At 72.5% G+C, this 24,215-nt stretch carries 25 protein-coding genes, 1 tRNA gene and 2 pseudogenes; 18 read left to right on the forward strand and 10 right to left on the reverse strand.

The window, feature by feature from the left end:
* Positions 1-277 precede the first annotated feature (277 nt).
* The 6 genes from tmk (at position 278) to ACWENR_RS12030 (ending at position 6,343) form a co-directional block, all read left to right on the forward strand.
* Positions 278-2,377: a dTMP kinase gene (tmk, locus tag ACWENR_RS12005; RefSeq protein ID WP_452277035.1), complete on the forward strand. Its 2,100-nt coding sequence runs from the start codon at positions 278-280 to the stop codon at positions 2,375-2,377.
* On the forward strand, positions 2,377-3,669 hold the full coding sequence (locus tag ACWENR_RS12010) for a DNA polymerase III subunit delta' (RefSeq protein WP_452277011.1): 1,293 nt from the start codon (positions 2,377-2,379) through the stop codon (positions 3,667-3,669). Before tmk ends, ACWENR_RS12010 begins: the two co-directional genes overlap by 1 nt.
* Before the next feature lie 169 nt (positions 3,670-3,838).
* Complete coding sequence (locus tag ACWENR_RS12015; protein WP_452277012.1) at positions 3,839-4,168, forward strand: YbaB/EbfC family nucleoid-associated protein; 330 nt, start codon at positions 3,839-3,841, stop codon at positions 4,166-4,168.
* Position 4,169: 1 nt separating this feature from the next.
* Entirely contained in the window at positions 4,170-4,475 is a 306-nt protein-coding gene (locus ACWENR_RS12020; RefSeq protein ID WP_452277013.1) for a hypothetical protein, read from the forward strand.
* On the forward strand, positions 4,475-5,161 hold the full coding sequence (locus tag ACWENR_RS12025) for a hypothetical protein (protein ID WP_452277014.1): 687 nt from the start codon (positions 4,475-4,477) through the stop codon (positions 5,159-5,161). The genes ACWENR_RS12020 and ACWENR_RS12025 overlap by 1 nt, the downstream gene beginning before the upstream one ends.
* Before the next feature lie 342 nt (positions 5,162-5,503).
* A complete protein-coding gene (locus ACWENR_RS12030; RefSeq protein ID WP_452277015.1) occupies positions 5,504-6,343 on the forward strand; it encodes a PSP1 domain-containing protein in 840 nt (279 codons plus the stop codon).
* 30 nt (positions 6,344-6,373) lie between these two features.
* Here ACWENR_RS12030 and ACWENR_RS12035 read toward each other — a convergent pair whose 3' ends face one another.
* Positions 6,374-8,098 (reverse strand): metallophosphoesterase family protein, encoded by a 1,725-nt coding sequence (locus tag ACWENR_RS12035; RefSeq protein WP_452277036.1) that lies wholly within the window; start codon positions 8,096-8,098, stop codon positions 6,374-6,376.
* Between the two features lie 173 nt (positions 8,099-8,271).
* Here ACWENR_RS12035 and ACWENR_RS12040 point away from each other — a divergent pair.
* A tRNA-Thr gene (locus tag ACWENR_RS12040) sits at positions 8,272-8,345 on the forward strand.
* A 17-nt stretch (positions 8,346-8,362) separates the two neighbouring features.
* On the opposite strand, the pseudogene ACWENR_RS12045 reads toward ACWENR_RS12040, so the two are convergent.
* Both ACWENR_RS12045 and ACWENR_RS12050 read right to left on the reverse strand, forming a co-directional pair.
* Positions 8,363-8,800 (reverse strand): annotated as a pseudogene (locus tag ACWENR_RS12045) (tyrosine-type recombinase/integrase); the annotation flags it as partial.
* 262 nt (positions 8,801-9,062) lie between these two features.
* Positions 9,063-9,287 (reverse strand): hypothetical protein, encoded by a 225-nt coding sequence (locus tag ACWENR_RS12050; RefSeq protein WP_452277016.1) that lies wholly within the window; start codon positions 9,285-9,287, stop codon positions 9,063-9,065.
* 660 nt (positions 9,288-9,947) lie between these two features.
* Here ACWENR_RS12050 and ACWENR_RS12055 point away from each other — a divergent pair.
* Positions 9,948-10,127 (forward strand): hypothetical protein, encoded by a 180-nt coding sequence (locus tag ACWENR_RS12055; RefSeq protein ID WP_452277017.1) that lies wholly within the window; start codon positions 9,948-9,950, stop codon positions 10,125-10,127.
* A gap of 826 nt (positions 10,128-10,953) precedes the next feature.
* Here ACWENR_RS12055 and ACWENR_RS12060 read toward each other — a convergent pair.
* Entirely contained in the window at positions 10,954-11,172 is a 219-nt protein-coding gene (locus ACWENR_RS12060) for a hypothetical protein (RefSeq protein WP_452277018.1), read from the reverse strand.
* A gap of 306 nt (positions 11,173-11,478) precedes the next feature.
* Positions 11,479-12,063, reverse strand: coding sequence for a DUF2188 domain-containing protein (locus tag ACWENR_RS12065; RefSeq protein ID WP_452277019.1), 585 nt, complete (start codon positions 12,061-12,063; stop codon positions 11,479-11,481).
* Between the two features lie 96 nt (positions 12,064-12,159).
* Here ACWENR_RS12065 and ACWENR_RS12070 point away from each other — a divergent pair, with 96 nt between their 5' ends.
* The 4 genes from ACWENR_RS12070 to ACWENR_RS12085 all read left to right on the forward strand — a co-directional run bounded on the left by ACWENR_RS12070 (position 12,160) and on the right by ACWENR_RS12085 (position 14,867).
* A complete protein-coding gene (locus tag ACWENR_RS12070; RefSeq protein WP_452277020.1) occupies positions 12,160-13,026 on the forward strand; it encodes a helix-turn-helix transcriptional regulator in 867 nt (288 codons plus the stop codon).
* Between the two features lie 44 nt (positions 13,027-13,070).
* Entirely contained in the window at positions 13,071-14,054 is a 984-nt protein-coding gene (locus tag ACWENR_RS12075; RefSeq protein ID WP_452277021.1) for a quinone oxidoreductase family protein, read from the forward strand.
* A 138-nt stretch (positions 14,055-14,192) separates the two neighbouring features.
* Positions 14,193-14,408, forward strand: coding sequence for a hypothetical protein (locus tag ACWENR_RS12080; protein WP_452277022.1), 216 nt, complete (start codon positions 14,193-14,195; stop codon positions 14,406-14,408).
* Between the two features lie 12 nt (positions 14,409-14,420).
* Positions 14,421-14,867, forward strand: coding sequence for a hypothetical protein (locus tag ACWENR_RS12085; protein WP_452277023.1), 447 nt, complete (start codon positions 14,421-14,423; stop codon positions 14,865-14,867).
* 180 nt (positions 14,868-15,047) lie between these two features.
* Here the strand turns inward: ACWENR_RS12085 and ACWENR_RS12090 are convergent, their stop codons facing one another.
* A complete protein-coding gene (locus ACWENR_RS12090; protein ID WP_452277024.1) occupies positions 15,048-16,088 on the reverse strand; it encodes a saccharopine dehydrogenase family protein in 1,041 nt (346 codons plus the stop codon).
* A 212-nt stretch (positions 16,089-16,300) separates the two neighbouring features.
* Here ACWENR_RS12090 and ACWENR_RS12095 point away from each other — a divergent pair, with 212 nt between their 5' ends.
* Complete coding sequence (locus ACWENR_RS12095) at positions 16,301-16,846, forward strand: DUF4240 domain-containing protein (RefSeq protein WP_452277025.1); 546 nt, start codon at positions 16,301-16,303, stop codon at positions 16,844-16,846.
* A 92-nt stretch (positions 16,847-16,938) separates the two neighbouring features.
* The gene (locus ACWENR_RS12100) at positions 16,939-17,343 is read left to right on the forward strand and encodes a VOC family protein (RefSeq protein ID WP_452277026.1); all 405 of its coding nucleotides are present in this window, start codon (positions 16,939-16,941) and stop codon (positions 17,341-17,343) included.
* A 417-nt stretch (positions 17,344-17,760) separates the two neighbouring features.
* Here ACWENR_RS12100 and ACWENR_RS12105 read toward each other — a convergent pair.
* The 3 genes and pseudogenes from ACWENR_RS12105 to ACWENR_RS12115 all read right to left on the reverse strand — a co-directional run.
* Positions 17,761-18,210 (reverse strand): annotated as a pseudogene (locus ACWENR_RS12105) (SRPBCC family protein); the annotation flags it as partial.
* 227 nt (positions 18,211-18,437) lie between these two features.
* Positions 18,438-19,073, reverse strand: a complete 636-nt coding sequence (locus ACWENR_RS12110; protein ID WP_452277027.1) for a hypothetical protein — start codon at positions 19,071-19,073, stop codon at positions 18,438-18,440.
* 193 nt (positions 19,074-19,266) lie between these two features.
* Positions 19,267-19,884, reverse strand: a complete 618-nt coding sequence (locus ACWENR_RS12115) for a pyridoxamine 5'-phosphate oxidase family protein (RefSeq protein ID WP_452277028.1) — start codon at positions 19,882-19,884, stop codon at positions 19,267-19,269.
* A gap of 151 nt (positions 19,885-20,035) precedes the next feature.
* Here ACWENR_RS12115 and ACWENR_RS12120 point away from each other — a divergent pair, with 151 nt between their 5' ends.
* The 3 genes from ACWENR_RS12120 to ACWENR_RS12130 are packed head-to-tail and all read left to right on the forward strand — an operon-like array spanning position 20,036 to position 22,230.
* Positions 20,036-20,542, forward strand: a complete 507-nt coding sequence (locus tag ACWENR_RS12120) for a DUF2231 domain-containing protein (RefSeq protein WP_452277029.1) — start codon at positions 20,036-20,038, stop codon at positions 20,540-20,542.
* Between the two features lie 25 nt (positions 20,543-20,567).
* Entirely contained in the window at positions 20,568-21,101 is a 534-nt protein-coding gene (locus ACWENR_RS12125) for an Hsp20/alpha crystallin family protein (RefSeq protein WP_452277030.1), read from the forward strand.
* A gap of 7 nt (positions 21,102-21,108) precedes the next feature.
* On the forward strand, positions 21,109-22,230 hold the full coding sequence (locus ACWENR_RS12130) for a glycosyltransferase family 9 protein (protein ID WP_452277031.1): 1,122 nt from the start codon (positions 21,109-21,111) through the stop codon (positions 22,228-22,230).
* A 103-nt stretch (positions 22,231-22,333) separates the two neighbouring features.
* On the opposite strand, the gene ACWENR_RS12135 is transcribed toward ACWENR_RS12130, so the two are convergent.
* Positions 22,334-23,005: a TetR/AcrR family transcriptional regulator gene (locus ACWENR_RS12135; protein WP_452277032.1), complete on the reverse strand. Its 672-nt coding sequence runs from the start codon at positions 23,003-23,005 to the stop codon at positions 22,334-22,336.
* A gap of 167 nt (positions 23,006-23,172) precedes the next feature.
* On the opposite strand from ACWENR_RS12135, the gene ACWENR_RS12140 reads away from it, so the two are divergent.
* Positions 23,173-24,099 carry an alpha/beta fold hydrolase gene (locus ACWENR_RS12140; protein WP_452277033.1) on the forward strand — a complete coding sequence of 309 codons (927 nt, stop codon included), beginning with the start codon at positions 23,173-23,175 and terminating at the stop codon, positions 24,097-24,099.
* Positions 24,100-24,215: the final 116 nt, after the last annotated feature.

Here is a 24,215-nt window from a genome sequence, read left to right on the forward strand (position 1 = left end):
GAGTCAATGCGAAATACCCTCGCGTCTGTCCGGGCTGACGGCGGTGGTCGCGGCGGCCTAGGCTCGGCGAGCAGGAGAATGTCGCGGCGGGGGAGGTCCCCGCCGGGTCTAGAGTGTTCCACCGGGACTGCCCAGCGATGGGCCGGCACGTGGAGGTACGGCCATCGAAAGCCAGTTCAACGGCGAGTCGCCCGGCGTGTCGCCGTCCTCGAAGAAGCCCGGCGGCACCGCGGAGAAGCCCGGGGCCGACCTGTCCGGCTACGCGGGCATCCGCTCGGTGCTGCGGATCACCCCGTTCCGCCGGCTCTGGATCGTGCTCGGCGCGGCCTCCTTCGGCGACTGGTTCGGCCTGCTCGCCACGTCGGTCTTCGCCGCCGCCCAGGTCCAGGGGAGCACGGCGAAGGGTGCCGCCTTCGGTGGCGTCATCGCCATCCGGCTGCTGCCGGCGCTGGTGCTCGGCCCGATCGCCGGCGTGCTGGCCGACCGCTTCGACCGCCGCTGGACGATGGTCATCTGCGACGTGCTGCGCTTCCTGCTCTTCGCCTCGATCCCGTTGGTCGCGCTGCTTGGCGCCCCCGGCGGGGTGGTGGTCGGCTGGGCGGCCGTCGCGACCTTCCTGATCGAGTCGCTCACGCTGCTGTGGATCCCGGCCAAGGAGGCCGCGGTCCCCAACCTGATCCCGCGCGCCCGGCTGGAGGCCGCCAACCAGCTCACGCTCATCACCACGTACGGCCTCACGCCGGTCCTCGCCGCGCTGATCCTCGCCGCGCTCGACGCCTCCGTGCGGGCGGCCACCGGCGGCGCGACGCCGGACTGGGCCGAGCCGGCCCAGTTGGCGCTCTGGTTCAACGCGTTCTCCCGGCTGGCCACCGCGCTGGTGGTGGCGTACGGCATCAAGGAGATCAGCCAGGGGCAGGCCGACGAGCGGGAGCGCGCCGAGCAGAGCATGCTGCGCCAGTTCAAGGAGGGCTGGCGCTACATCGGGCAGACGCCGCTGGTCCGCGGCCTGGTGCTCGGCATCTTCGGCGCCTTCGCCGGCGGCGGCATCGTGATCGGCACCGCCAAGTTCTTCGCCACCTCGCTGGGCGCCGGCGACGCGGCGTTCTACCTGCTCTTCGGCGCCATCTTCATCGGCCTGGCCCTCGGCATCGGGCTCGGCCCGATGATCGTCAAGGACATGTCCCGGCGGCGCTGGTTCGGCATGAGCATCGTGCTGGCCAGCGCCTCGGTGATGGCCCTGGCCTTCGCCATCCACCTGTCGATGGCGATGGTCGGCGCGGTCCTGGTCGGCGCGGGCGCCGGGATGGCCTTCCTCTCCGGCACCACCCTGCTCGGCGGGGAGATCGCCGACGAGGTGCGGGGCCGGGTCTTCGCGGTGGTGCAGATCGGCACCCGGCTGGTGCTGATCCTCGCGATCGGCCTGAGCAGCCTGCTCGCCGGCGTCGGCGGCTCGCGCCGGCTGGAGCTGGCCGACCTGGGCGTCTCGATCTCCTCCACCCGGCTGCTGCTGCTCGCCGCCGGCGTGGCCGGCATCTTCGCCGGGGTCAGCGCGTTCGGGCAGATGGACGACAAGAAGGGCGTCCCCGTCCTGGCCGACCTCTGGGGCTCGATCCGGGGCCGCCCGCTGATGCCGGCCGAGCCGTTCGTCTCCGCCGGCCTCTTCGTGGTCTTCGAGGGCGGCGAGGGCGCCGGCAAGTCGACCCAGCTCGCCGCGCTCGCCGAGCGGCTGCGCGGGCAGGGGCGCGACGTGGTCGTCACCCGCGAGCCGGGTGCCACCGCCGTCGGCGAACGGATCCGGTCGCTGCTGCTCGGCGCGCCCGGGTCCGACGTGCCGTCGCCGCGCGCCGAGGCGCTGCTCTACGCCGCCGACCGGGCGCACCACGTGGCCACCGTCGTCCGGCCGGCGCTCGTCCGGGGCGCGGTGGTGATCAGCGACCGGTACGTCGACTCGTCCCTGGCCTACCAGGGGGCGGGGCGGACGCTCCCCGTCGACGAGGTCTCCTGGCTCTCCTCGTGGGCCACCGGCGGGCTCAAGCCCGACCTGGTGGTGCTGCTCGACGTCGACCCGCGCACCGGCCTGTCCCGGGTCGCGGCCCGCGCCGAGGCGGCCGACCACGTGGAGGCCGAGTCGGTCGCCTTCCACGAGCGGGTCCGGTACGCCTTCCTCGACCTCGCCGCCGCCGACCCGAAGCGCTACCTGGTGCTCGACGCGTCCCGCCCGGTCGAGGAGCTGGCCGACGGGGTGGCCCGGCGGGTCGAGGAGATGCTCGGCGCCCCCGGCGGCATCGTGCACCCGCGTCCCGCGCAGGGGCCGGACACCTCGGTGCAGCCGGAGTTATCCGAATCGGAGCTGGTGACGATGGAGCATCGGACCTGATGCCGGACGTCTTCGCCGACCTGGTCGGGCAGGACGAGGCGGTCGACACGCTGCGCCGCGCCGCCGCCTCGGCGGCCGCCGTGCTGCGTGCCGCCGCCGTTCCGCCCGCGACCGACGCCGCCGGGGACGAGTTCGACGCGCTCGCCGAGGAGGTCGAGGGCGCGGGCGCCGATGACGCCGAGGGCGCGCTCGCCGCCGTCGATCCCGGGGCGGGGATGACGCACGCCTGGATCTTCACCGGGCCACCCGGGTCGGGGCGGTCGGTGGCGGCCCGGGCCTTCGCCGCCGCCCTACAATGCGCCCACGGCACCGGCTGCGGGCAGTGCCAGGGCTGCCACACCACGATGGCCGGCACCCACGCCGACGTCCGGCTCGTCGTGCCGGAGGGGCTCTCCATCGGCGTCAACGAGATGCGGGCGCTGGTGCTGCGCGCCGCCAGCACCCCGTCGGGCGGGCGCTGGCAGGTGGTGATCATCGAGGACGCGGACCGGCTCACCGAGGCCGCCGGCAACGCGCTGCTCAAGGCCGTCGAGGAGCCGCCGCCGCGTACGGTGTTCCTGCTCTGCGCCCCGTCCACCCACCCGGACGACATCTCGGTGACCATCCGGTCGCGCTGCCGGGTCGTACCGCTGCGGCAGCCGGCGGCCGACGCGGTGGCCGAGGTGCTGGTCCGCCGCGACGGCGTGGCGCCCGACGTGGCGCGGTGGGCGGCGGCGGCCGCGCAGGGGCACGTGGGCCGGGCCCGTCGCCTCGCCCGCGACCCGGAGGCGCGCACGCGCCGGGAGGCGGTCCTCGCGGTGCCGCGCCGGCTGACCGGCGTGGGCGCCGCCTTCGACGCCGCGTCGGCGCTGATCGAGGCGGCGGAGGCGGAGGCGGCGGCCTCGGTGGCGGAGACCGACGCCGCCGAGCGGGCGGCGCTGGAGACCGCGCTCGGCGCGGGCGGCACCGGGCGGGGTGCGGCCGGCGCGATGCGGGGCGCCGCCGGCCAGCTGAAGGACCTGGAGAAGCGGCAGAAGTCGCGGGCCACCCGGGCGCAGCGCGACGCCCTGGACCGGGCCCTGGTCGACCTGGCGGGGTTCTACCGGGACGCGCTCACGATGGCGTTGCGCGCCCCCGTGGCGCCGGTGCACACCGACACCGCCGCGCTGGCCGGCGCGGGCGCGCAGAAGTGGGACGCCGAGGGGTCCCTGCGCCGCCTGGAGGCGGTGCTGGAGTGCCGGGCGGCGATCGAGGCGAACGTCAAGCCCCGGATCGCCGTCGAGGCGATGATGCTCGCGCTCTGGAAGGGCTGACGCCGGGCCGGACCCCCCGCGCCGGGCGCCCCCGCCGGGCCTGGTCCCGTCGGCCGGACCGGCCGTCCACAGGCATCGACAGCCTCGATTGCTGTGCGGTACGGTCCGGTGTGCCGTGGTGACGGCGGTGGCACGCTCAGTGATGGCCTGGCCGGGGAGGAGTCCGCCGATGCCGCGGGGGGAGATCGACGAGGCCTGGATCGAGGAGGCGGTGCGGCGCTACCGCCGGATCGAGTCGCTCCAGGCCGAGTTCGACCAGGCGGTGGCGACGGTCGAGGTCACCGTCCGGTCGCCCGACGGGCTGGTCGAGGTCGTGGTGACCGCCGGCGGGCGGATCACCGACGTCCGGTTCCTCGGCCCCCTGCACACCCGCAGCCCCCGGGACGTCGCCACCTCCGTGCAGGCCGCGGTCACCGCCGCCGCCGACGCCGCCCAGTGGGCCCGGGAGAAGCTGCACAACGAGACCTTCACCGCCTACCGTCCGCTGGCGGGAGCCTGAGATGGAGAGTCTGCGCGCCCTCGCCGCCCGGCTCGACCAGGCCAGCGAGACCCTGACCGCCGTGTCCCGCACGGTCACCGCCGGCGACCCGTCGCAGGCCGCGTTCGGCGCCGACGCCCCCGGCCGGCCCGGCGAGATCGGGCGGGCCCTGCACCGGCAGTGGATCGCGGCCACCGGCGACCGGGCCCGGGAGGCGCACGTCGCCGCCCAGCGGCTGGCGGCCGTCGCCGCGGCGGTGCGGGCCGCCGCCGACCACTACGCCGACGTCGACCGGGGCGTCCGCCACCGGCTGGCCGGGGAGGCGTGATGGACACGCTCGACCGGCTCGCGGAGCCCGGGCTCGACCTGCTGCGCCGGGTCGACACGCTGCTCGCCGCCGGGGCGCCCGAGAGCCACCGGGTCTGGCCGCTGCTGCGCCGGATGCAGGTGCTCCCCGGCGAGGCCGTCCGGCACTTCCTCGATCTGCACCCGGCGCCGCTGACCGGCGCGGGCCACACGCTGCGCCGGCTGGTCCGGGGCTACGACGACGCCTCCGCCGCGCTGACCGATCCGGTGCTCTGGTCCGGCCCGGCCGCGTCGGCGTACGGGCAGGCCCGGTCGGCCCTGCTGCGCCACCTCGACGAGGGGCCGGAGAGCCTGGTCGGGCGGCTGGAGTCGACCGCCGGCTACGCCGAGGCGCTCGCCGACTGGGTGGAGGGCAGCCGGCTGGCGTTGGCCCGCGCGCTGGCCGACGTGCTGCGCTCCGCCGAGGCGGTGGCCGTGGTCGCGGCGACCTCGACGGCGGGCGGCGGATCGGGGCGCCCGGGGCAGGCCGGGCCGGGCGGAACCGAGGCCGCCGAGATCGCCGTACGGGTGCTGGGGGTGCTCTGCGTCGCGTACGACGGGGCGGAGACGCTGCTGCGGCAGTGGGGGCCGAGCCTGGCCGAGTCCCGCTGGCGCGAGCCGGTGACCGACCGTCCCCGCTACGACACCCCGACCCGGATCGGCTGGTAGCCCTCGGGCTCGGCTGCCTGGCCCGCAGTTGCGCCGGCGGTTCCGCCGGACGGGCCTGCGCACGGCGCACGGCGTCGCGCCCGGGACCCGGTCGGACCGGGCTCCGGCGGCGACGCCGTGGCCTTTCCCCCTGCACCCCCCGCAGGTCTGCCTCCACTCAACGCCTCCGGTGCGCGTTTGTCCCGTACGGCGCGGAGGATTCAACCGTCCGGGCGAGGAGCCTCGACACGACGAGGTGGGCCACGGGTCAGTCGAGTCGACAGACATGAATGGCTGCACGGCGTAGTCGGGTCGCGACGGCCGGCCGCGCCGGAGGCGTCCCGCCGTCGTAGGGTGAGAGCCATGGGCATGCTCTGCGCGGTCAGCTTCCAGCGGTACGGGCGCCTCTACTACCTCGACCCGGGCGAGTGGAGCCCCCAGGTCGGCGACAAGGTGCTGGTGCCGACCGACGACGGGCCCGAGGTGGCCGAGTGCGTCTGGGCCGCGCAGTGGGTCGCCGAGGACACCGACGGCTTTCCCCGACTGGCCGGGCTGGCGCAGGAGGACGACCTGCGCCGCGACGAGGCGCTGCGCCGGCGCAAGGCCGAGGCGAAGGTCGCGGCGAAGCGGCTGATCCGGGAGCACGGCCTGCCGATGAAGGTGGTGGCGGTCGACCACGTGCTCGGGGCCGCCGAGGGCGGCGGCGAGCGGAGCACCATCTACTTCACCGCCCCGCACCGGGTGGACTTCCGCTCCCTGGTCCGGGACCTGGGAGCCACCCTGCACTGCCGGGTGGAGCTGCGCCAGCTCTCCGCCCGGGACTCGGCGCGCGTGCAGGGCGGCATCGGCTCGTGCGGCCGCGACCTCTGCTGTGCCACCTTCCTCACCGACTTCGAGCCGGTGACGATCCGGATGGCCAAGGACCAGGACCTGCCGCTCAATCCGCTGCGCATCTCCGGCGCGTGCGGGCGGCTGATGTGCTGCCTGAAGTACGAGCATCCGCTGTACCAGCGGTTCCAGGAATCCGTCCCCGGGATCGGGACGCGGGTGTCGACGCCGGAGGGCGAGGGTCGCGTGGTGGGGCACAGCGTCCCGCGCGACTCGGTCACGGTCCGTCTCGACGCCGACGGCTCCCGCTGCTCCTGCTCCCGCGCCTCGGTCTGCGGCCCCCGCCAGGCCCACGACCAGCACTACAACCCCTGACCCTCCCGCCCGCGCCCGGGCCGGAAGGGGTCAGGGGAGAGTGATCGGGGGCTCGGCCAGGCGGGGGCGGAGGGGGTGCTTCGGCACCAGCCAGGAGGACTCGGGGGACTGGTCCGGGTTGACCTGCCAGTCGCGGGCCACCCGGTCCACGGCGATCGGATAGATGGTCAGCGTGCCGTCCGGGTCGATGCGCAGCCGCAGGAACGCCTTCGCGTCCTCGATGCCCTGGCCGGCGAAGAGCTCGTTGATGTTCACCCCGAACGCGCCGGCCACCAGCAGGTACGCGGCGACCAACTGGCTCGCCACCAGCCCGATCACCGGGCCGTAGACCACCGCGGCGGCGACCGCCGGCAGCGGCCACGGCCAGTCGTAGAGGGGCAGGGCCAGCCAGGCCCACGTGCCGGCGGCGGCCAACCCGACGTGGGCCAGCCCGTGGCTCACGCCGAGGATCCAGTGCCGGGCGTGCCGCTTCCCGCCGGAGCTGGGCGGCTTGGCGAAGAAGCCCGCGCCGAGCAGGGTGACGACCAGCATCGCCACCAGCGGGACGCTGAACAGTCGCTGCTCGGTGCCGGTCCGGTTGCTCACGACGCCGGCCATCGCCAGCATCAGCAGCGTGTGCAGCGTGCCGAGCAGGGTGGTGAAGCCCGGGTTGCGCAGCGGCAGCCGGGGGAAGATCCCCCAGCCGTACCGTCGGGAGCGGGCGGCGTCCGGGTAGCGGGCGGCGAGGTCGTACGTGCGGGAGGCGCTGGCCCGCCGGGCGAGGGTGTCGCGCGGCGGCACCTCGATCCGCTCCGGGAGCCTGTGCGTGGGATAGAGGTACGCGCCCCCGCCCCCGCAGGTGACGAGCTGGCGATCCGGGCCGGCGTACCGGGCGTAGTGGTGCAGGTCGCCGGAGATCAGCAGCCGCACCTGCGCGCCGGTGGGCGCGACGATCGTACGGACGAAGTAGTCGATCGAGTCGTACGCCGTGGGATGGTCGACGGCCTTGACCCACGTCGGCGCCGGCACGACCAGGATCACCCGGCTGCGCGGGCCCAGCCGCTCGGCGACCCTGTCGAAGTAGGTGAGCTGCGGGTCGTCCAGGTAGGAACCGGACTGGTCGTCGAGGCCCAGCAGCCACCAGTCGGCGGGCAGCTCGGCGGCGAAGTACGAGCGGGACTGGCCGGTGTCCCAGCCGCCGAAGTGCCGGTCCCGGGAGCGCACGAACAGCCGCAGGAAGGCGGTCAGCCCGTCGTACCAGTCGTGGTTGCCGGGCACGGCGAAGAGAGTCGGCCGCTCGGGCGGGCTGACGGGCAGCGCGGCCTGGTAGGGCCCCTTGCACCGGTCCTCGTACGCCTCGAAGGCCGCCGACGGGTAGACCTGGTCGCCGCCCATCACCAGGGTCTGCGCCCGGGGCAGCCGGTGCCCGTCCACCTCCAGCTCCCGCTGGGCGAGCAGGTAGGCCACCGAGTAGGTGGCGTTGAAGCCGTCGCCCAGGTCGGCCACGTAGTCGAGCCAGAGCCCGCCGTCCGGCCCGACCTGCCTCGCGATGCCCGCGTCGAGGGAGTTCTGCAGCTCCCGCTTGTCCAGGTACGCCCCGAAGAGCATCGCCAGCAGCGTACGGATGCCGGTGCTGATCAGCAGGAAGGGCGCGAGCCACGGCACCGGCTTGCGCGGGGTGAAGCCCAGCTCGCGCGGGTCCGTGCCGCGCGGCCGGCGCGCCGCCCGCCCACCGGCCGCCTCGCTCGCGTGCGGGCTCTCCGCCGGGCCGTCCAGCCGGTCCTCGTCGGGGGCGCGATCGTCGGTCACCCGCCGCAGCGTAGTCCGGGCGCGCTGCGACCGCTGACCGGCCGGGCGTACGGTTCGGGCCCGGGTGTCCGGGTCGGTGGGCGCGGGAGGGGTATCCGATTCGGCCGGCGGCGGGGCGTGCCGTACACTTGACGATCGTTGCCGCCTTAGCTCAGTCGGCTAGAGCGACGCACTCGTAATGCGTAGGTCGACGGTTCGATTCCGTCAGGCGGCTCGGTGAAGAAGCCCAGGTCAACGACCTGGGCTTCGCCGTTTCCCGAGGTCCACCACGCTGCCGCCGATGGTGCCAGTCCGCAAATAGTCCGCATCCCGCGCAGCGACCGCCTCGTCCAGCCGGTTGGCGACCGCGTCCAGGTCGTCACCGAACAGACCCGCGTACACGTCCAGCGTCATCGACGCGGAGGCGTGCCCGAGCATCCGCTGCACCGCCTTGACGTTGGCGCCCGCCGCCACGGCGAGACTCGCCGCCGTGTGCCGCAGGTCGTGGGGAGTGAGCCCGGCCAGCCCGACCGATGCCGCCGCCGGCCCGAAGACCCGCGTCCGGAAGTTGGTGTTGCGCAGCGGCCCGCCGTTCGGGGTGGTGAACACCAGCGCGTCCCGCCCCTTGCCTGCGACGTGGGCGGCCAGCTCGTCGACGAGGAAGCGCGGGATCGGCACGGAACGGCGTTGGTGGTTCTTGGACGTGCCCTCACCAGCTCCCCGCCGACCTCCGCGAACGCCACCGCCACCGTTACCCGACGCCGCAGCAGATCAAGGCGGCCCGCAAGCGGGCCGCAGGCCGGCCGCGCTCGGCCTGCTGGCGGCGCAAGCGCCGGCATCGGCCGGCGCACCGGCCGATAGTTGCGGACTGCGCCAGGTACCAAACCGGTGCCTTCGGCGGGGATCGGCGGAGATGGGCTTCAGGCAGGGGCAGCGACGCCGAGGCCTTCTCTCAGTCGAGCAGTCCCGGAACCCGCTCCCGAAGCTTGGCCATCACCCGCGACAGCCCGGCGTCCAAGTCGTCGCCGTCCCACCGCACGAGTTCCCCGCCCAGCGGCTTGCCCGACACCAGCACCGTCCAGCGCCCCCGTTCGCGTTCGCCGTCCATCTTGACGATGGCGACCAGGCCGTGATCCCCGGGCTGGACCACCAACTGCGGTTCACTCCACCGCTGCACCGAAACGACACATCCGGTTTGACCATCCACAACGGCCACTACGCGCACTCTCGCGGGCGCCCCTGGTGGGGCACCTCTTATCGGAGCGGTGGCCGGACCCACCTCACCCGCAATGGATTCCTGCCATGACTCGCACCGTATCTCAGGGGCAAGCTGCGGCGGGTTCACCGGCTCCCCGCTTAGGCACCCGAGCCCCAAGACTGCCAGCGCCGCCACGAGCCGCGGGTTTGTCGTCCTGCGGGGCGACGGGGGGCGGGCCGGCGCACTCAGATCGATGACGGGCATAGGGCAAGTTATCCGATGGGTAGGTAACCCGCTCGTACCGACGCGGGCCATCCACGGGCCAGTAACCGTGGCGCGCAGCGGTCATGAGCGGGCATGAGCGGCATGGGGCTCTGCCGCCGCCCGCAGGCGTTTCGGGCATTACGGCCCGTTGAGCGCGCTCTTCCAAACTGACGGTGCCGGCAGCATGTTGTGTCGGCCTACGCTGCTGCCGTGTTGACGATCAGGATGAACGAGTCGGCGGCAGCTGCGCTCCAACCGCTGCGCCCGAGTGCCGCCCTCCCCGCTTGACGTGGCGGGCCGGGCGGCGGCCCGCTCCCCGAAGGGCGGGTCGGCGGCAGACAGGATGGCAGTTTGGGCCGCGTATTCTGCGTGACTGTGGTGCTGGACAACGCGACGCGAAGCAGGGCGCTGACCCTCGTTCGTGAACTGCGCAATCCCGCCCTTCCCGGCGAGGAGGCCGGGGCGCGAGTTGACGAGCTGGAACGCATCCTGTGTTGCCCACACGTCATCTCCCTGATGTTCTTTGGAGAACCCGAGTTGAGTGACGAGAAGTAGTTGAAGAGGCTCTCAAGTGCCAGCCGTTTGCCCTTTAGCCGCTTGAGTGGCCGGGCTGGGTGACCAACTGGGTGACGACGGGCGCGGGTAGCGCCGGACGCCCATGCACTCCGGTGGATCGTGTAGGCAGCTCACCCTGCTGTTGACGCAGCTCATCGCCGGCCGGTAGTTCCTTCACACCGAAGAGATCACTGGTTCGATCCTGGGGAGGTGCGGGCAGCGATACGCCCACCGAGGACCAGTGCGGCTGCCGCGATAAATGCGGGCATAAAGGACGCCACTAGTCCGATCTTACCCAGTTCGACCCATGCTGGATATGCTCGACCGAAGGCGGCCGGAAGCGCTTCATCAATCTCTGCTGGTTCGTCAGACAGCCATAGCCACCACCCGGAACCGCAACAGCAAAGCACACTAAGCAGGCTCGTTGCGAAGGCGGCTACTCTCGCACTCTGTTGACCCGTCCTGACCCACAACGCGACGCCAGCCAATGCAGGCGCGAAGAAGAGCGCATACCACAGGGTAAGTCGAGCTTCGAAATGGAAGTAGGACGCCTTGAGTGCGACCGAACTGCTGTCTACCGGGACGCTGGAGCGACCCGCTGCGTCGTTTACGGCAGCGTTGATGCCCCCTTGGGCGTATATGGCGGAAATCGCCGCGAATATTAGCAACGACGCCTGAAGAGCCAACAATGCGCTTGCGATGTTGACTCCCAGCGGGAGCCGTCGAGGCGGCAGCCCGCCGACCGAGTTCGTGCTAGTTGGAACCACGGGGTAATGCTAGATAACGGTCATCGCCGGACCCTTGCCGATCTGTACGCCGGATTTCGCTAGACCGACGGTTCGTGGAAGTAGACCGTGGCCGACCACCAGTCACCGTCGGCGTTGGCCTCGTTGCGCAAAATGACGTCCTGGACCTCGATGCAGGGCCGCTGTTCGATGCTGTCTGCGATGCGGCGTAGCAGCGCCGGGACGCTGTCCTGGCCGGGGCCGGCTGGGTTGCCTTGCGAGAAGTGCTTGATGGTCCACGATTCCGGTTCAGGCGACATGATGGCAGTCTGCCAGCGTTTCGAACGCGGCCGTCTCCAGTGTGGGCACCACAGGGCACAAGACGGTGCTCCGTATCCGCGTTACGCCGAAGCAATTGGCCCCGTTGCTGTCGCGACAGCAACGGTGACAGCAACAGGGCCGAACAGTGAGAGCCAAGGCCAGCCGGCGGCGGATCAACGCCCGACGTCAGAGACGCGCCCGGACAGAGCGCCCAGAACTCGTAAGCGAGATGTCGCGGAGTGAGGCGACGGGCGGTGACGTCCGGACATCCGGACGCCACCCGTCCATGCTGCTTCGCCCGCAGCTCAGCCCTCGGTCTGGCGAGGGTCACGGCTACGCGGGTAGGTGTTCTTCTCGCCGATGGTGCCATCTTTCTTCTTGATCACGTGCTCAACATCGCGCTGAATGGCCATCTGCCGGCCCGCGGCCTCCGCCTCAGCCTTGGTGTCATGCGCCGTGCTGGCGCGCTGGTTGCCCTCCGGACGGTTCTTCCACTGACCATCCTCGTGGTACGTCTCGATGTCGCCCTTCGCCACGTTCATGACCTCCCGGGTTCGCATGCTGGGTGATGAATATTTGCCCCGGCCGCATCGGAGGCCAAACGTCCGGCGGTCGGCTGCAGCTTGCAGGAAGCGATTGACGTGCTCGATGGCCATCACAGGCGGCTGAAGACCGAGCAGCCAACCGAGCGGTTGTCGGCGGACGATGACGGACCGGGACACCAGGTTGGTTAGGAGTGCCAGGCGGGAGACCAGCGCCGTGCAGCCGACTCGTAATGCGTAGGTCGACGGTTCGATTCCGTCAGGCGGCTCGGTAAGGAAGCCCAGGTCAACGACCTGGGCTTCGCCGTTTCCCGAGGTCGGCGACGGCGTGCCTCCGGTCCCCGGCACGAGTCCACGATGACGATCTCGACCCCAGGACGAGCATCCGGCAGGGTCCGTCCAGCTGACTACCGCCTGCCCGACGAGCCTGCATATCGTGAGTGGATGGCAAGCCCCTACTCCTCCATGTCTCGGGACCGCCGGCACATCGAGCTGCGCGAGTTCCTGCGCAGCCGCCGGGCGCGGCTTTCCCCCGCCGATGTCGGGCTGCCGGACGCCGGGCGGCGGCGCACGCCGGGGCTGCGGCGCGAGGAGGTCGCGGTGCTGGCGGGGGTCGGGGTGTCCTGGTACACCTGGTTGGAGCAGGGCCGTGACATCAAGGTGTCCGAGAGCGTCCTCGACGCCGTCGCCGGCGCGCTGCGGTTGGCTGCCGCCGAGCGCGCGCACCTGTACCGGCTGGCTGGTCTCGAACCGCCGCCGGCGCAGTCGGCACCTTCCCTCCCGGCGTCTCCCGAGTTGCAGCGCCTGCTGGACGCGTGGTCGCCCCGGCCCGGCTACATCCGCGACCGCCACTGGAACTTCACCGCCATCAACGACGCGGCCCGCGCGGTGTTCGGCTACGGCGACACCGACCACAACTGCCTGGTGTCCTTCTTCACCAACGCCCGGTACCGGGTCCTGCACCGCAACTGGGCCGAAACCGCCCGTGCGGTGGCCGCCGGGTTTCGTGCGGACGCGGCGCGCTACCCGGACGATCCGGAGTTCGACCGGATCGCCGACGAACTGGCCTCGGTCAGCCCGGAGTTCGCCGACCTGTGGAACCGCCACGACGTCGGCGAGCACACCAGCGCCGTGAAGGCCGTCGATCATCCCGACGCCGGCATGCTCGTGTTCGACGCCACGCTGCTGCCGCTGCCGGAGCGCCCCGGACACCACCTGATCCTGCACAACCCCCGCCCCGGCACCGACACCGAGGCGCGCCTGGAGCGGCTGATGAGCGGGCACAGCCTGGTGGTGGCACACCCAGGATGAACTGACACTGCCCGGCCGCGCGCCGCCCCGGCACGATCGCTGACATGACGATCAGCGACACGCAGATGAAGGCCATCACGATTCCCGAGTTCGGTGCGGCCGACGTCCTGCGCCTCGACGAAGTGAAGATCCCGGCGCCCGGCCGTGGTCAGGTCGCCATCGACGTGGCGTACGCGGGAGCGAACTTCGCCGAGATCCTCTACCGGCGGGGCGTGGTGGATGTGCCACTGCCGTTCGTGCCCGGCATCGAGGTCTCCGGGCGGATCCGGGCCCTCGGCGAGGGTGTCGAAGGGCTGTCCGTCGGTCAACCGGTCGCCGCCCTGACGATCGTCGACGGTGGCGGCTACGCCGAGGTGGTGGTTACGTCGGCAGACCTCGTCGCCCCGCTCGACGGCCTCGGCCTCGACCTGGACGTCGCCGCGGCACTCCCGTCCAACAGCACCACGGCATTTCTCGTGCTCGACCGGGTGGCGCGCATCGAGCCCGGCGACAGGGTGTTGGTGCATGCCGCGGCCGGCGGCGTGGGCAGCCAACTCGGCCAGGCCGCGAGGCTGCTGGGCGCGGACCGGGTGGTGGGCACCGTGGGCAGCGAGGCCAAGATCGCGGCAGCCGAGGGCTTCGGCTACGACGAGGTGATCCTGCGCGACCAGCTCGCCGACGCCGGTGAGTTCGACATCGTGGTCGACATGGTCGGCGGCCCGGCCCGCCGTGCCAGCCTGGACCGGCTCGCCCCGATGGGCCGCCTGATCGTGATGGGCAACGCCTCGGGAGCCGAGGACGTCGCGATCCCCGCCAACGAACTCTGGTTCACCAACAAGACGGTCTCCGGCTTCAACCTGGCCGCCTTTTCCGCGACCTTCCCGGCCGAGGCCGGCCGAGCGCTGCGCCGCGCGGTGACGGCGGCCGCAGCCGGCGACCTGCGCGTGCGGGTCGACGTGCTGCCGCTGGACCAGGCCGTCGAGGCGCATCGTCGCATCGAGTCCGGCGCCACCACCGGAAAGTTGGTGCTCGACGTCCGAACGGTGTGACCCGGATGCGCAGACGGAAGGGGTGACCGAGGCCCGGCTCCTCGTAATCCGGTTCGAAGCTCCGGCGTGGACCCTCGACAGAGATGAGCTTCAGCCGAAGGGGCGGCTTGCCCGTCCTCGTGGGTTACGGTGCTCGCCGTGATCCGGCAAACCATGGCGGCCTCCGTAGGTAGGCCGGGCGAGGTCGAGGCGGCTGAGGCCTGGCTCAACGTGAACCGGGAGGTTCTGACCCACGCCGAAGAGGAAGGCGGCTGCGGCTGCTGCGTACGGATGTGGAAGTTGGAGGGGCCTGCCGAGGTCTTGGCGACGATTCCCTACGAGGTTTCGGCCTCCTCCGACTGGGATGCGGTCTAGGCAGAGGCATCGGTGTTCGATCGCCTGCGCGACATGCGAACCGTGCGTTCCTGGTGGGGGTGGCCCGTACCGGCCACCGTCCGCACTGTCACCGCCACGCGTCTCCAGGAGTTGATCGGAACCGCCGTGGTGAACGGCTTCAGCCGGCGCGCCAGAGGCGTCCCGGTCGAGCAGGACCTGGAGTACGTGCTGTTTCCACAACTCCCTGAGCTGACGCCGTCGCCGTGCTGGATCTGCACGGTGGTCGCGGTCCCCGCCGCGGGTGCGCTGGTCGACGGCCATCGCGGGGAGATCCGGTACGGCCGACTCGACGTGTCCGTGGAGGACTTCCGCCGTCTACCGCGCGTGCGCCGGCACCGGCGCGAGGAATTGCTGCACTGGCTGGCCTACGCGGCTTCCCGGAAGCGCGGGTCGCACGACGTCGGCTACGAGACGGGACATGGCTCGCGGCCGACCTGATCCACGCGGCGCTGGTGGGGCGAGCGGGTCCGCGTCCGATCCGCAGGACGCCGGCGGACGGCAGGGGCGCTGTGCGATGTCTCGCTGACGAAGAAGCCCAGGTCATCGACCTGGGCTTCTTCGTTTCACGGGACCGGTCGACCGCGTGGGCGCAGCCCGGATCACGGCGTGGGTCGCCGGTCAGGCGCGGGCGTCGGCCTGGGTGTGCACGGTGAGGTACGGGGAGAGTGCGTCGAGGAAGTCCGGGGCGTCGAAGAGGGCGCCCGCGGAGGCGACGCCGGTGGTCCGGGTGCGGCCGGTGAGGATGCGGTCGACGGCCTCCACGGCGAGGGGCGCGCTGATGGCGTAGATGTCCTGGCCGGTGGCGATCACGCGGCGTTCGGTGTCGCCGCGGCGGACGCGGACGTCGACGTGGAAGGTCTGTGCGGAGCGGCCGCGCTCGTCGACGGCGGTGGGGGCCGCGGCGTCGGGGGCGAACAGGTCACCGGCCGCCTTGGCGGTCATGTAGGTGCGCACCTCGGGGATGGCCAGGTGGCTGGGGACGGTGACGATGTCGGCCATGGAGAACTCGCCGATGACGTTCTGGGTGCCCAGCGGCTCGGGGAAGGACCACTCCAGGGTGGGCAGCTCGTCGTTGTGGTACTCCAGCTGGCCGCCGCTGTAGCGGACCCGGCGGCCGCCGCGGCGCTGGGACGAGATCACGCCGGAGGCGACCGTGCCGCCGGTGGGGTGCCAGCTGCTCAGGCCGTAGGCGATGTGCGCCTCGTCGGCGGCGGTCCAGTCGCCCATGGCGGTGGTGACGAGCAGGTCGCCGAGGCCGCCGTAGAAGGCCATCGCCGGGACCACCACGGTCTCGGCGGCGCGGGCGCGCTCCGCGAAGTCGAACGTGTCGATGTTGGCCTCGATCTCGGCGGCCACGTCGACGTACGGGATGCCGGCGCGCAGCGCCGCCTCGATGACGGGGGCGGCGGTCGAGGCGAACGGGCCGGCGGTGTTGATCACGGCGTCCGCGCCGTCGAGCGCCCGGTCGAGGGAGGCCGGATCGTCGACCGACGCCTGCCGGGTCGGCAGGCCGGGGAAGTCGCCCGCCAGCGCCCGCAGCTTGTCCTGGTCGCGACCGAGCAGCAGCGGGGCGTATCCGCGTTCCTGCAGCTCGGCGACCACGAACCGACCGGTGTGCCCGTACGCGCCGTACACCGCCACGTTGCGAACCGTTGCCATCTCTTGCTCCTGCGACTTGAAGTGATCTGCTGCTGAAGATCCTGCCGTGGTCGGTAACCCCCGGCCAGTGTCTGGAACGACATCACCCGCACAGTTTCGGACACGCGTCGTCGCCCGGCCCGGCCCGACGTAGCACCCACCGGGCGGCGTCCCGGGCCGGCTGGGGGGAATCGACGGGCGAGGATGTCGGTCGTGCTCGCTACGCTCCCGCCGTGACCGACCTTGCCGATGGTGTCGCCAAGCTGCCGAGCGCCGAGGACGAGGCCCGCTTCTGGGCCCTCGTCGAGTCCGCCTGGGAGCGGCTGGGCCCCGAGCCCGCCGCGCTGCGCCGGGCCCTGCTGACCCGGGATCCCGACGCCGACGACGATGACGACGGCCGCTACGCCCTCGACCCGTGGCTCGACCCGTTCCTCGACAGCCTCCGGCAGCTCAGCGCCGACCTGTCCAGCCGGGAGCTGACCGACCTCGACCGGGTGGTGGAGCGCAAGCTGCACGACATCGACCGGGCCGACGTCCACGACGTTACCGACGGCTCCGACGACGGTTTCCTCTACTGTCGGGGCTTCGTCGTCGCCCTTGGGCGCGAGTTCTACGAGGCGGTCGACGCCGATCCCGCCGTGGCCGTTCCCGACGGCGAGTGCGAGGGCATGTGCTACTTCTTCGCCCACCTGCACGACGAGCGCTTCGGCGGCTGGCCGGAGACCGGCTCGGGGATCTCGCGGGAGTCGTGCACCAACCCGGCGGGCTGGAGCGAGTGACCGGCCGGCGGGCGCGGCGCCGGCGGTGAGTTTCCGCGTTCCGCCACGTCCACCCTGACGTCACGTCACACGAGCCCCCTCGGAGGGACCTCATGCAGTACGCACCGGTCGTCGTCAGCCTGCCGATCGCCGATCGGCCGACCTCGTACCGCTTCTACCAGGACGCGCTCGGCCTGGCGGCGGTCGGGGATCCGGCGGAGGACGGCATCCCCGAGCCGTTGCAGTTCGTGGTCAACGAGGGCCTGCGGATCATGCTGGTGCCGACCGGCGGGTTCGGTTGGGTCATCGGCGGCGGTCAGGTGGCGGCGCGCGGGCAGAGCGAGTGCGTGCTCAGTCTCCCGGCCGCGACGCCGGAGGAGGCCACCCGGCTCGTCGAGCGGGCCCGGGCGGCCGGCGCGGAGGTGGTCGTCGAGCCGGCACAGCAGCCGTGGGCGTTCACGGGCGTCTTCGCCGACCCGGACGGCCACCTGTGGATGGCCATCGCGGACGTCACCTGACGCACCCCGCGCCGCCGGTCCGGTCGGCCCGCCCGCCACCACCACGGTCGCGGACCCCCTGACGGTCCACCACGCCAGCCGGGCGACCACGAGCGACGGCCCAGGTCCCGGGGACCTGGGCCGTTCGCTGACGCCGGTGGGCGTACGGGGAAACCGTCAGAGGGTGCGGTGCGGGTAGCCGGCGTTGCCGGGATCCGGCACGACCTCGACGTCGGTCACCACGTAGGCCGTGTCGGTGGTGGTGGTTGGGCGGTCGTCCGTGTCGTCGGGGCGACGCTTCGCGGCCGCCGCGGCTCCGGCCGCCGCCGCGCCCGCCACCGCCGCGCCCGCGGCCTTGCCGGACACGCCGGCCTTGCCGCTGTCGCCGCGCGTGGCCGCCGCGTGCTCGACGCCCGGCGTGCCCACCCCGAGGCCGCCGTCGACCGTGCCGCGCCAGGCCCCGGTCTCCACGCCGCGCTCCTCGATGTACGACTTGAACTTCCGCAGGTCGGACTCGGCCTGCCGCTCGACGATGTTCAGCTTGTCGCCGGCCTTCTCGACCATGCCCTCGGGCTCGTACTCCAGGTGCAACTGCACCATGGTGCGGTCGGGGCCGACGGGCTGGAAGTAGACCGCCCCCGCGTTCGTCGCGCCCTCGGTGGCCGCCCAGGCGACCTTCTGGTCGGGCACCTGCTCCAGGACCGTCGCGTCCCACTCGCGCTGGACGCCGGCGATCTCGGCGACCCAGTGCATCCGCCGGTCGTCGAGCTGGCGCACCTCGCGGACGCCACCCATGAAGCGGGGGAACTCCTCGAACTGCGTCCACTGGTTGTACGCGGTGCTCACCGGAACCTGCACTTCGATGGACTTCTCGACCTTCGTGGTCACGGGTATTCCTCCTCGTTGGTCGAATCGCTCTCGTCGGAGGGGAGAGCCGTCCCTCGTCTGCCTGAACTCCTACCCCGGTCGAGGGCGCTCAATCGCCGGACCTGCCGGAACACCACAAGGGACGGTCGGGGCCGGGCGGGAGGGCCGGGCCGCGCGCGAAGTCCGGCCGCGCGCGAAGGCCTGGGTCGGCGGCGTGCCGACCCGGGCCTTCGACGGGTACGACGGGCTCAGCCGTCCTCGCGGTCGGGGCTCTCCAGCCGGAAGAAGTTGCTCTGCTTCCCGTCGGAGCGTTCCTCCTGGTAGATGAAGTTCAGCCGGCGCTTGTCGAAGGCGTCGAACCACTCCTCCCAGCTGATCTCCCGCAGCCGGTCCTCGCGGCCGTTGGCCGGGAAGTCGAAGCGCAGGACGCCGGCGTGGCCGTCGTGGTCGGTGCCGTCGACGGTGCACGGCACGCCGCCACGGGCCTCGGCCCACTGCCGGATCACCTCGTGATCGGTGGTGACCAGGCTGCGGCCGGGCCGCTCCGGCTCGTCGTCGACCGAGTCGATGACCTGCGAGTACTTCAGCGACCGTGAGGTCTGCGCGCCGGTCCGGATGCCGCCGGACGAGGAGCCCGACGAGCCGCCCGAGCGGCCGGAGCCGGCCGGGCCCGAGTCGGCCTTCATGCTCTTGATCAGGGCCTTGACCAGGTCGTCCTTCTTCAGATCGGCGGTGTCGGTGACGCCGCGCCGGCGCAGCCGGTCGCGGAGGTCGTCGACCTTCATCCGCGCGATCTCGCTCTCGTTGATGTCCGGGGTGTTCGGTGTCTGGTTGCCCGGGGGGTTCTTGGTCGCGGTCGATCCCGAGTTGCTGCGCGTGGGCATGGGAGGTCCGTCCTTCCTTCGACCCGTGTCCAGGGGGTGTGTGGTGCCGCATGGGGCGCGGCGGAACGTCCCATCAGTACCCCCGGCAGCCGGCCCAAACGTCGGGCCGGCCGGACGGCCCGCGCCGGCAGGTCGCGCGGGCCGGGAACGGGCGGGTGGCGGTCACCGGGTTTGGCAGCCCGACCGGGGACGGTCAGGTGTAGATGCTCTTCGCGTAGTCCGGGCCGTAGTGGCGCTCCAGGGCGGCCAGGCTCTCCTCGGGCGCCTCCAGCTCCTTGACCAGCCGGGCCCGGGACGGCAGCGCGTCCGGCTGCCAGCTCTCCGGCTGCCAGAGCTGGGACCGCAGGAACGCCTTCGCGCAGTGGTAGAAGATCTGCTCGATCTCCACCACGACGGCGAGGACGGGCCGGTGGCCCTTCACCACCATGTCGTCGAACCAGGGGGCGTCGCGGACCAGCCGCGCCCGGCCGTTGATCCGCAGCGTGTCGGTGCGCCCGGGGATCAGGAAGATCAGCCCGACGTGCGGGTTGTCCAGGATGTTGCGGTAGCCGTCCGCGCGCCGGTTGCCCGGCCGCTCCGGGATGGCGATCGTCCGCTCGTCCAGCACCAGCGTGAAGCCGGGCGGGTCGCCCTTCGGGGAGACGTCGCAGGTGCCGTCCGCGCCGGCCGTCGCCACCAGGCAGAACGGCGACGCGGCGAGCCACTGCCGGTCCCGGGGGTGCAGGACGGGGCGCTCCTTGTTCAGCGCCCGCGGCATCGGCTCGCCCAGCAGATCGCGCAGCTCCTCGTGCGAGGTGATCTCCACCGTCACGTGACCCTCCCCCGTGCGTTGATCCCGACGGGGCGGCGCGCCCGTCGCCCGCCAGCCTAGGCGGCGCTGACCGGCGCGAGGTTTGTCCCTCGGCGGCGGGGGTACCGCCTCACCCGACCCACCCCGGAGAGACCGAGCAGTGGAGGCCCGTGTGGAGAGCCGGCTCAAGGTGCTGGGCCACCCCGTCCATCCCATGCTCGTCATGTTCCCGGTGGCCCTGCTGGTCACGGCGGTCCTGTTCGACGTGGTGGACACCGTCGGCGGGCCCGACCTCCTCGGCGAGGTCGCGTACTGGAACATCACCGTCGGCCTCGTCGGCGGCCTGCTGGCCGCGGCGGCCGGGACGGTCGACCTGCTGGCCATCCCCTCGGGGACCCGCGCCAAGCGGGTGGCGCTGACCCACGCCGCCGCCAACCTGGCGGTGATCCTGCTGTTCGCCGCGATCTGGGTGGTGCGGCTCAACGCCGAGTCCCGGGGCGCCGGCGGCGCGCTGATCGCCATCGAGGTGGTCGCGCTGGCCATCCTCGGCATCAGCGCCTGGCTCGGCGGGGAACTGGTCGACCGGCTCGGCGTCGGAGTGGACCGGGACGCCGGCCTGGACGCCCCCAGCTCACTGCGGTCCACGGCGGCCGCCCAGCGGATCGGAGAGGTGCGATGAGCGAGCGCAGCGGAGGACCGGCGGCATGAGCGAGCAGAGCGGCGGGTCCGGCCGGGGCTGGCGCGGTCGCCAGCAGGGCTGGGACCCGATGGGCGAGTTGCAGTCCCTGCGCTCCGAGCTGCGCCGGCTGGTCGGCGGACGGGCCGGGCCGCCGGACGTCGAGCTGGCCGAGACCGCCGACGGCTGGGAGGTCGTGGTGCGGCTGCCCGGGGTGGCGCCCGAGGAGGTGGCCGTCGAGCTGGACGACCGCGAGCTGTGCGTCCGGGCCCGCTCCGAGGCGGAGGTCAACGCCGACCACGGCATCCCCGGCGGCTTCGAGACCCGGGGCTTCGAGTACCGCGTCGACCTGCCGTCGCGGGTGGACCCCGACGCCATCGACGCGGTGATGGACCACGGACTGCTCCGGGTCCGCCTGCCCCGGGCCGCGCGGCCCGCGCCGCGCACCATCACCGTCGGCAGGGCCGGCGCCCCCGTCGGTACGCGGACCGTCGTCGACCCGGCCGCCGACCGGGAGATGCACCACCCGGACATCGCCGTCGGCGAGACCGACCGGCCGTAGGGGTCGCGTGGTCACCCCGGACCTGCTCGGCCCGGTCGCCGGGCGGGTGCCCGACGTGGAGCGGATCGCCGTGCTGCGCGCCAACGCGCTCGGCGACTTCATCTTCGTCCTGCCGGCGCTGGACTCGCTGCGCGCCGCGTACCCGGAGGCGGAGATCGTGCTGCTCGGCGCGCCGTGGCACGCGAAGTTCCTGCGCGACCGGCCCGGCCCGGTGGACCGGGTGCTGGTGGTGCCGCCCGCGCCCGGGATCCGCTACCCGGAGCCGGGCGAACCGGAGTCGTCGGCGGACGGCTTCCTCGCCGCGGCCCGCAAGGAACGCTTCGACCTGGCGCTGCAACTGCACGGCGGCGGGGCCAACTCCAACCCGCTCGTCGCCGCCCTCGGCGCCCGGGTCACCGCCGGGGCACGGGCCGAGGACGCGCCGCCGCTGGACCGCTGGATCCGGTACGTCTACTACCAGCACGAGGTGATCCGCTACCTGGAGGTCGCGGCGCTGGTGGGCGCGTCGGCCAGCACGGTCGTGCCGGCGCTGGCCGTCACCGACGCCGACCGGGCCGAGGCGGCCGGGGTGCTCGGCCCGCTGCGGCGGTCGAGGGTCGCGCTGCATCCCGGCGCGACGGACACCCGCCGGCGCTGGCCCGCCGAACGCTTCGCCGAGGTCGCCCGCGAACTGGTCGGCGACGGGTACGAGGTGCTGGTCACCGGCACCCCAGCCGAGCGGGACGTGGTGGACCGGGTGGTCGCGGCGGCCGGGGTGCCGGTGCGGCCGCAGGTGGGCACGCTCAGCCTCGGCGGGCTGGCCGGCTGCTACGCCGGCTGCGAGCTGGTGATCTCCAACGACACCGGGCCGCTGCACCTGGCCGCCGCCGTGGGCACCGCCACCGTCGGCATCTACTGGGTCGGCAACCTGATCACGGTCGCGCACCTGCTGCGCGGCCGGCACCGGCCGATCAGCTCGTGGACCGTGCTCTGCCCGGTCTGCGGGGTCGACTGCACCCCCGGCATCTATCCGCACCGGCCGGGCGACGGCGAGTGCCCGCACCGGGACTCCTTCGTCACCGACGTGCCGGTCGTCGAGGTCGTGGAGGCGGCCCGGGAACTCCTTGCCCCGGAGCCCGGCGCTCCCTGAGCGCTCGGCGGGGATTCGAGTCGTCGGTCCACCGGGGCCGCTGGCCCGAACCGGTAGTCGTCTCTCGCCGGGCTCACCGGAGTGACCGGGACCCGTCGCCGCGTCACGACGAGGCCCAGGGCAGCGGCGTGTGGTCGGTGGCGAGGGCGCGCAAGCGCGCCTGGACGGCGGTGCGTCCGCGCTGGTAGGCGACTGCCTCGTCGTGCAGCAGCGAGACGCCGTTGGCGGCCTCCATGAGGGCGATCAGCTCGAAGGCGAGCTGCTCCGCGTCGGTGCCTTCGATGATCTGACCGAGTTGACGGGCGTCTTCGACGGTGCGCGCAACCAGGCGCCGCCAGTCCAGGCTGGCGGCGACAATGGCGTCCCGGACTCGGCCGGGCCGGCCTTCGAATTCGGTGGTGACGGTGAAGAAGAAGCAGCCGCCCGGGAAGACCCGCCGCTGCGAGTAGGTCAACCAGCTCTCGCACAGCCGCCACACTCGCCCCAGCCCGGGCGGCGCGCCCAGTGCGGGTTCGACGACCTCGGTGATGAAGACCCGGGCCGCGGCTCGAACGGTGGCGAGCTGAAGCTCCTCCTTGGAGCCGAAGTAGCCGAAGAGTCCGCTCTTGCTCACGCCCAACTCGCCGGCGAGCCCGCCGATGGACAGGCCTTCCAACCCGTTCCGCGACGCGATGTCCGCCGCCCGGCGCAGAATCCGGTTCCGCGCCTGGTCGTCTCGTGGTCGCCCCGCCATGCACATCCCCTCGCGTACGAACGTTCGGTAATCATACTCCACTAACTGCCGGTGAGGCTGCTACGCTCGGCGACAAGCACGAACGGTCGTGCTGAAAATGAAGGATCACGACCGCGCACCGCCACCGCCCGCACGCGGCCACCGGGCCGGCCCGTGGCGATGCCAGCCCCCACACTCCGCGGCCCCGGTCGCCATGCCTGAGGAAGAAGATGAAAAACGCGGTATCGCTCGTCGGATCGACCCTGAACGCCGTGTCCCTGCTGTCGCCCCGGACGGCCGGCAAAGCCGCCTTCGCGCTGTGGCGCCGCCCGATGGGGCGCAGCAAGGTACGGACCGTCGAGCGTGAGACGCACGACGCGGCCGTCGTCGAACGGGTCTCCGTCAACGGGAAGGATGTGGTGACCTACCGCTGGGGCGACGGCGAGAAGCCGGTGCTGATGGTGCACGGCTGGCAGTCGCGTGGGTCCCGGTACGCGGGATTCGTGCCCGTGCTGCGAGGCCTCGGGTTCAGCCCCGTCACCTTCGACGCCCCCGGCCACGGGGATTCCGGCGGTACGGCCACGACCATCCTCGAATACGAGGAGGTGATCCACCACCTGCAGGGCCGGTACGGGCGCTTCGAGGCCGTCATCGCCCATTCCTTCGGGGTCCCCTGCGCCCTCCAAGCTGTCCGCAACGGCGTCGCGGCCCGGCGGCTGGTGGCCGTCAGCGGCGTATCCGAATTCGGGTACCTGGTCGACGAGTTCAGCCGGCAGCTCGCCCTGTCCGGACGGGTGAAGCAGGAGCTACGACGCCGGATCGAGGAAGAGCTGTTCCCGCACGAGACGGAGATCTGGGAGCGATTCTCCGCGACCTTCCTGCCGACCAGCCTCAACATCCCCCTTCTTGTCATTCATGACGAAGATGACGATCTGGTGCCGCTGGAGCAGGCCCACCTGATCACGGCCGCGCACGGGGCCCGGCTTGTCGTCACCCGCAACCTGGGGCATCGCAGGGTCCTGGGTCAGCCGGAGGTGATCGACGCGGTCATGAGATTCATCACCGCCGACCTGGCGAGCCCCGCTCAGCCTGCCCCAGCAGAGACGTCCAGAGGCTGGGATGACGCCGGGCCGGTCTCCCTGACCATGCACCCGTGACGGTTGCCGCACGCCCTACGACGATGCTCCTATGGTTGTCAAGGGGTGTGGAGAGCGGCGAAGTCGGCAAGGAGGGCGGTGTGGACCTCGCGGACGACGTATCGCTTGAGGCATCG

Source organism: Micromonospora sp. NPDC004336 (assembly GCF_053602615.1).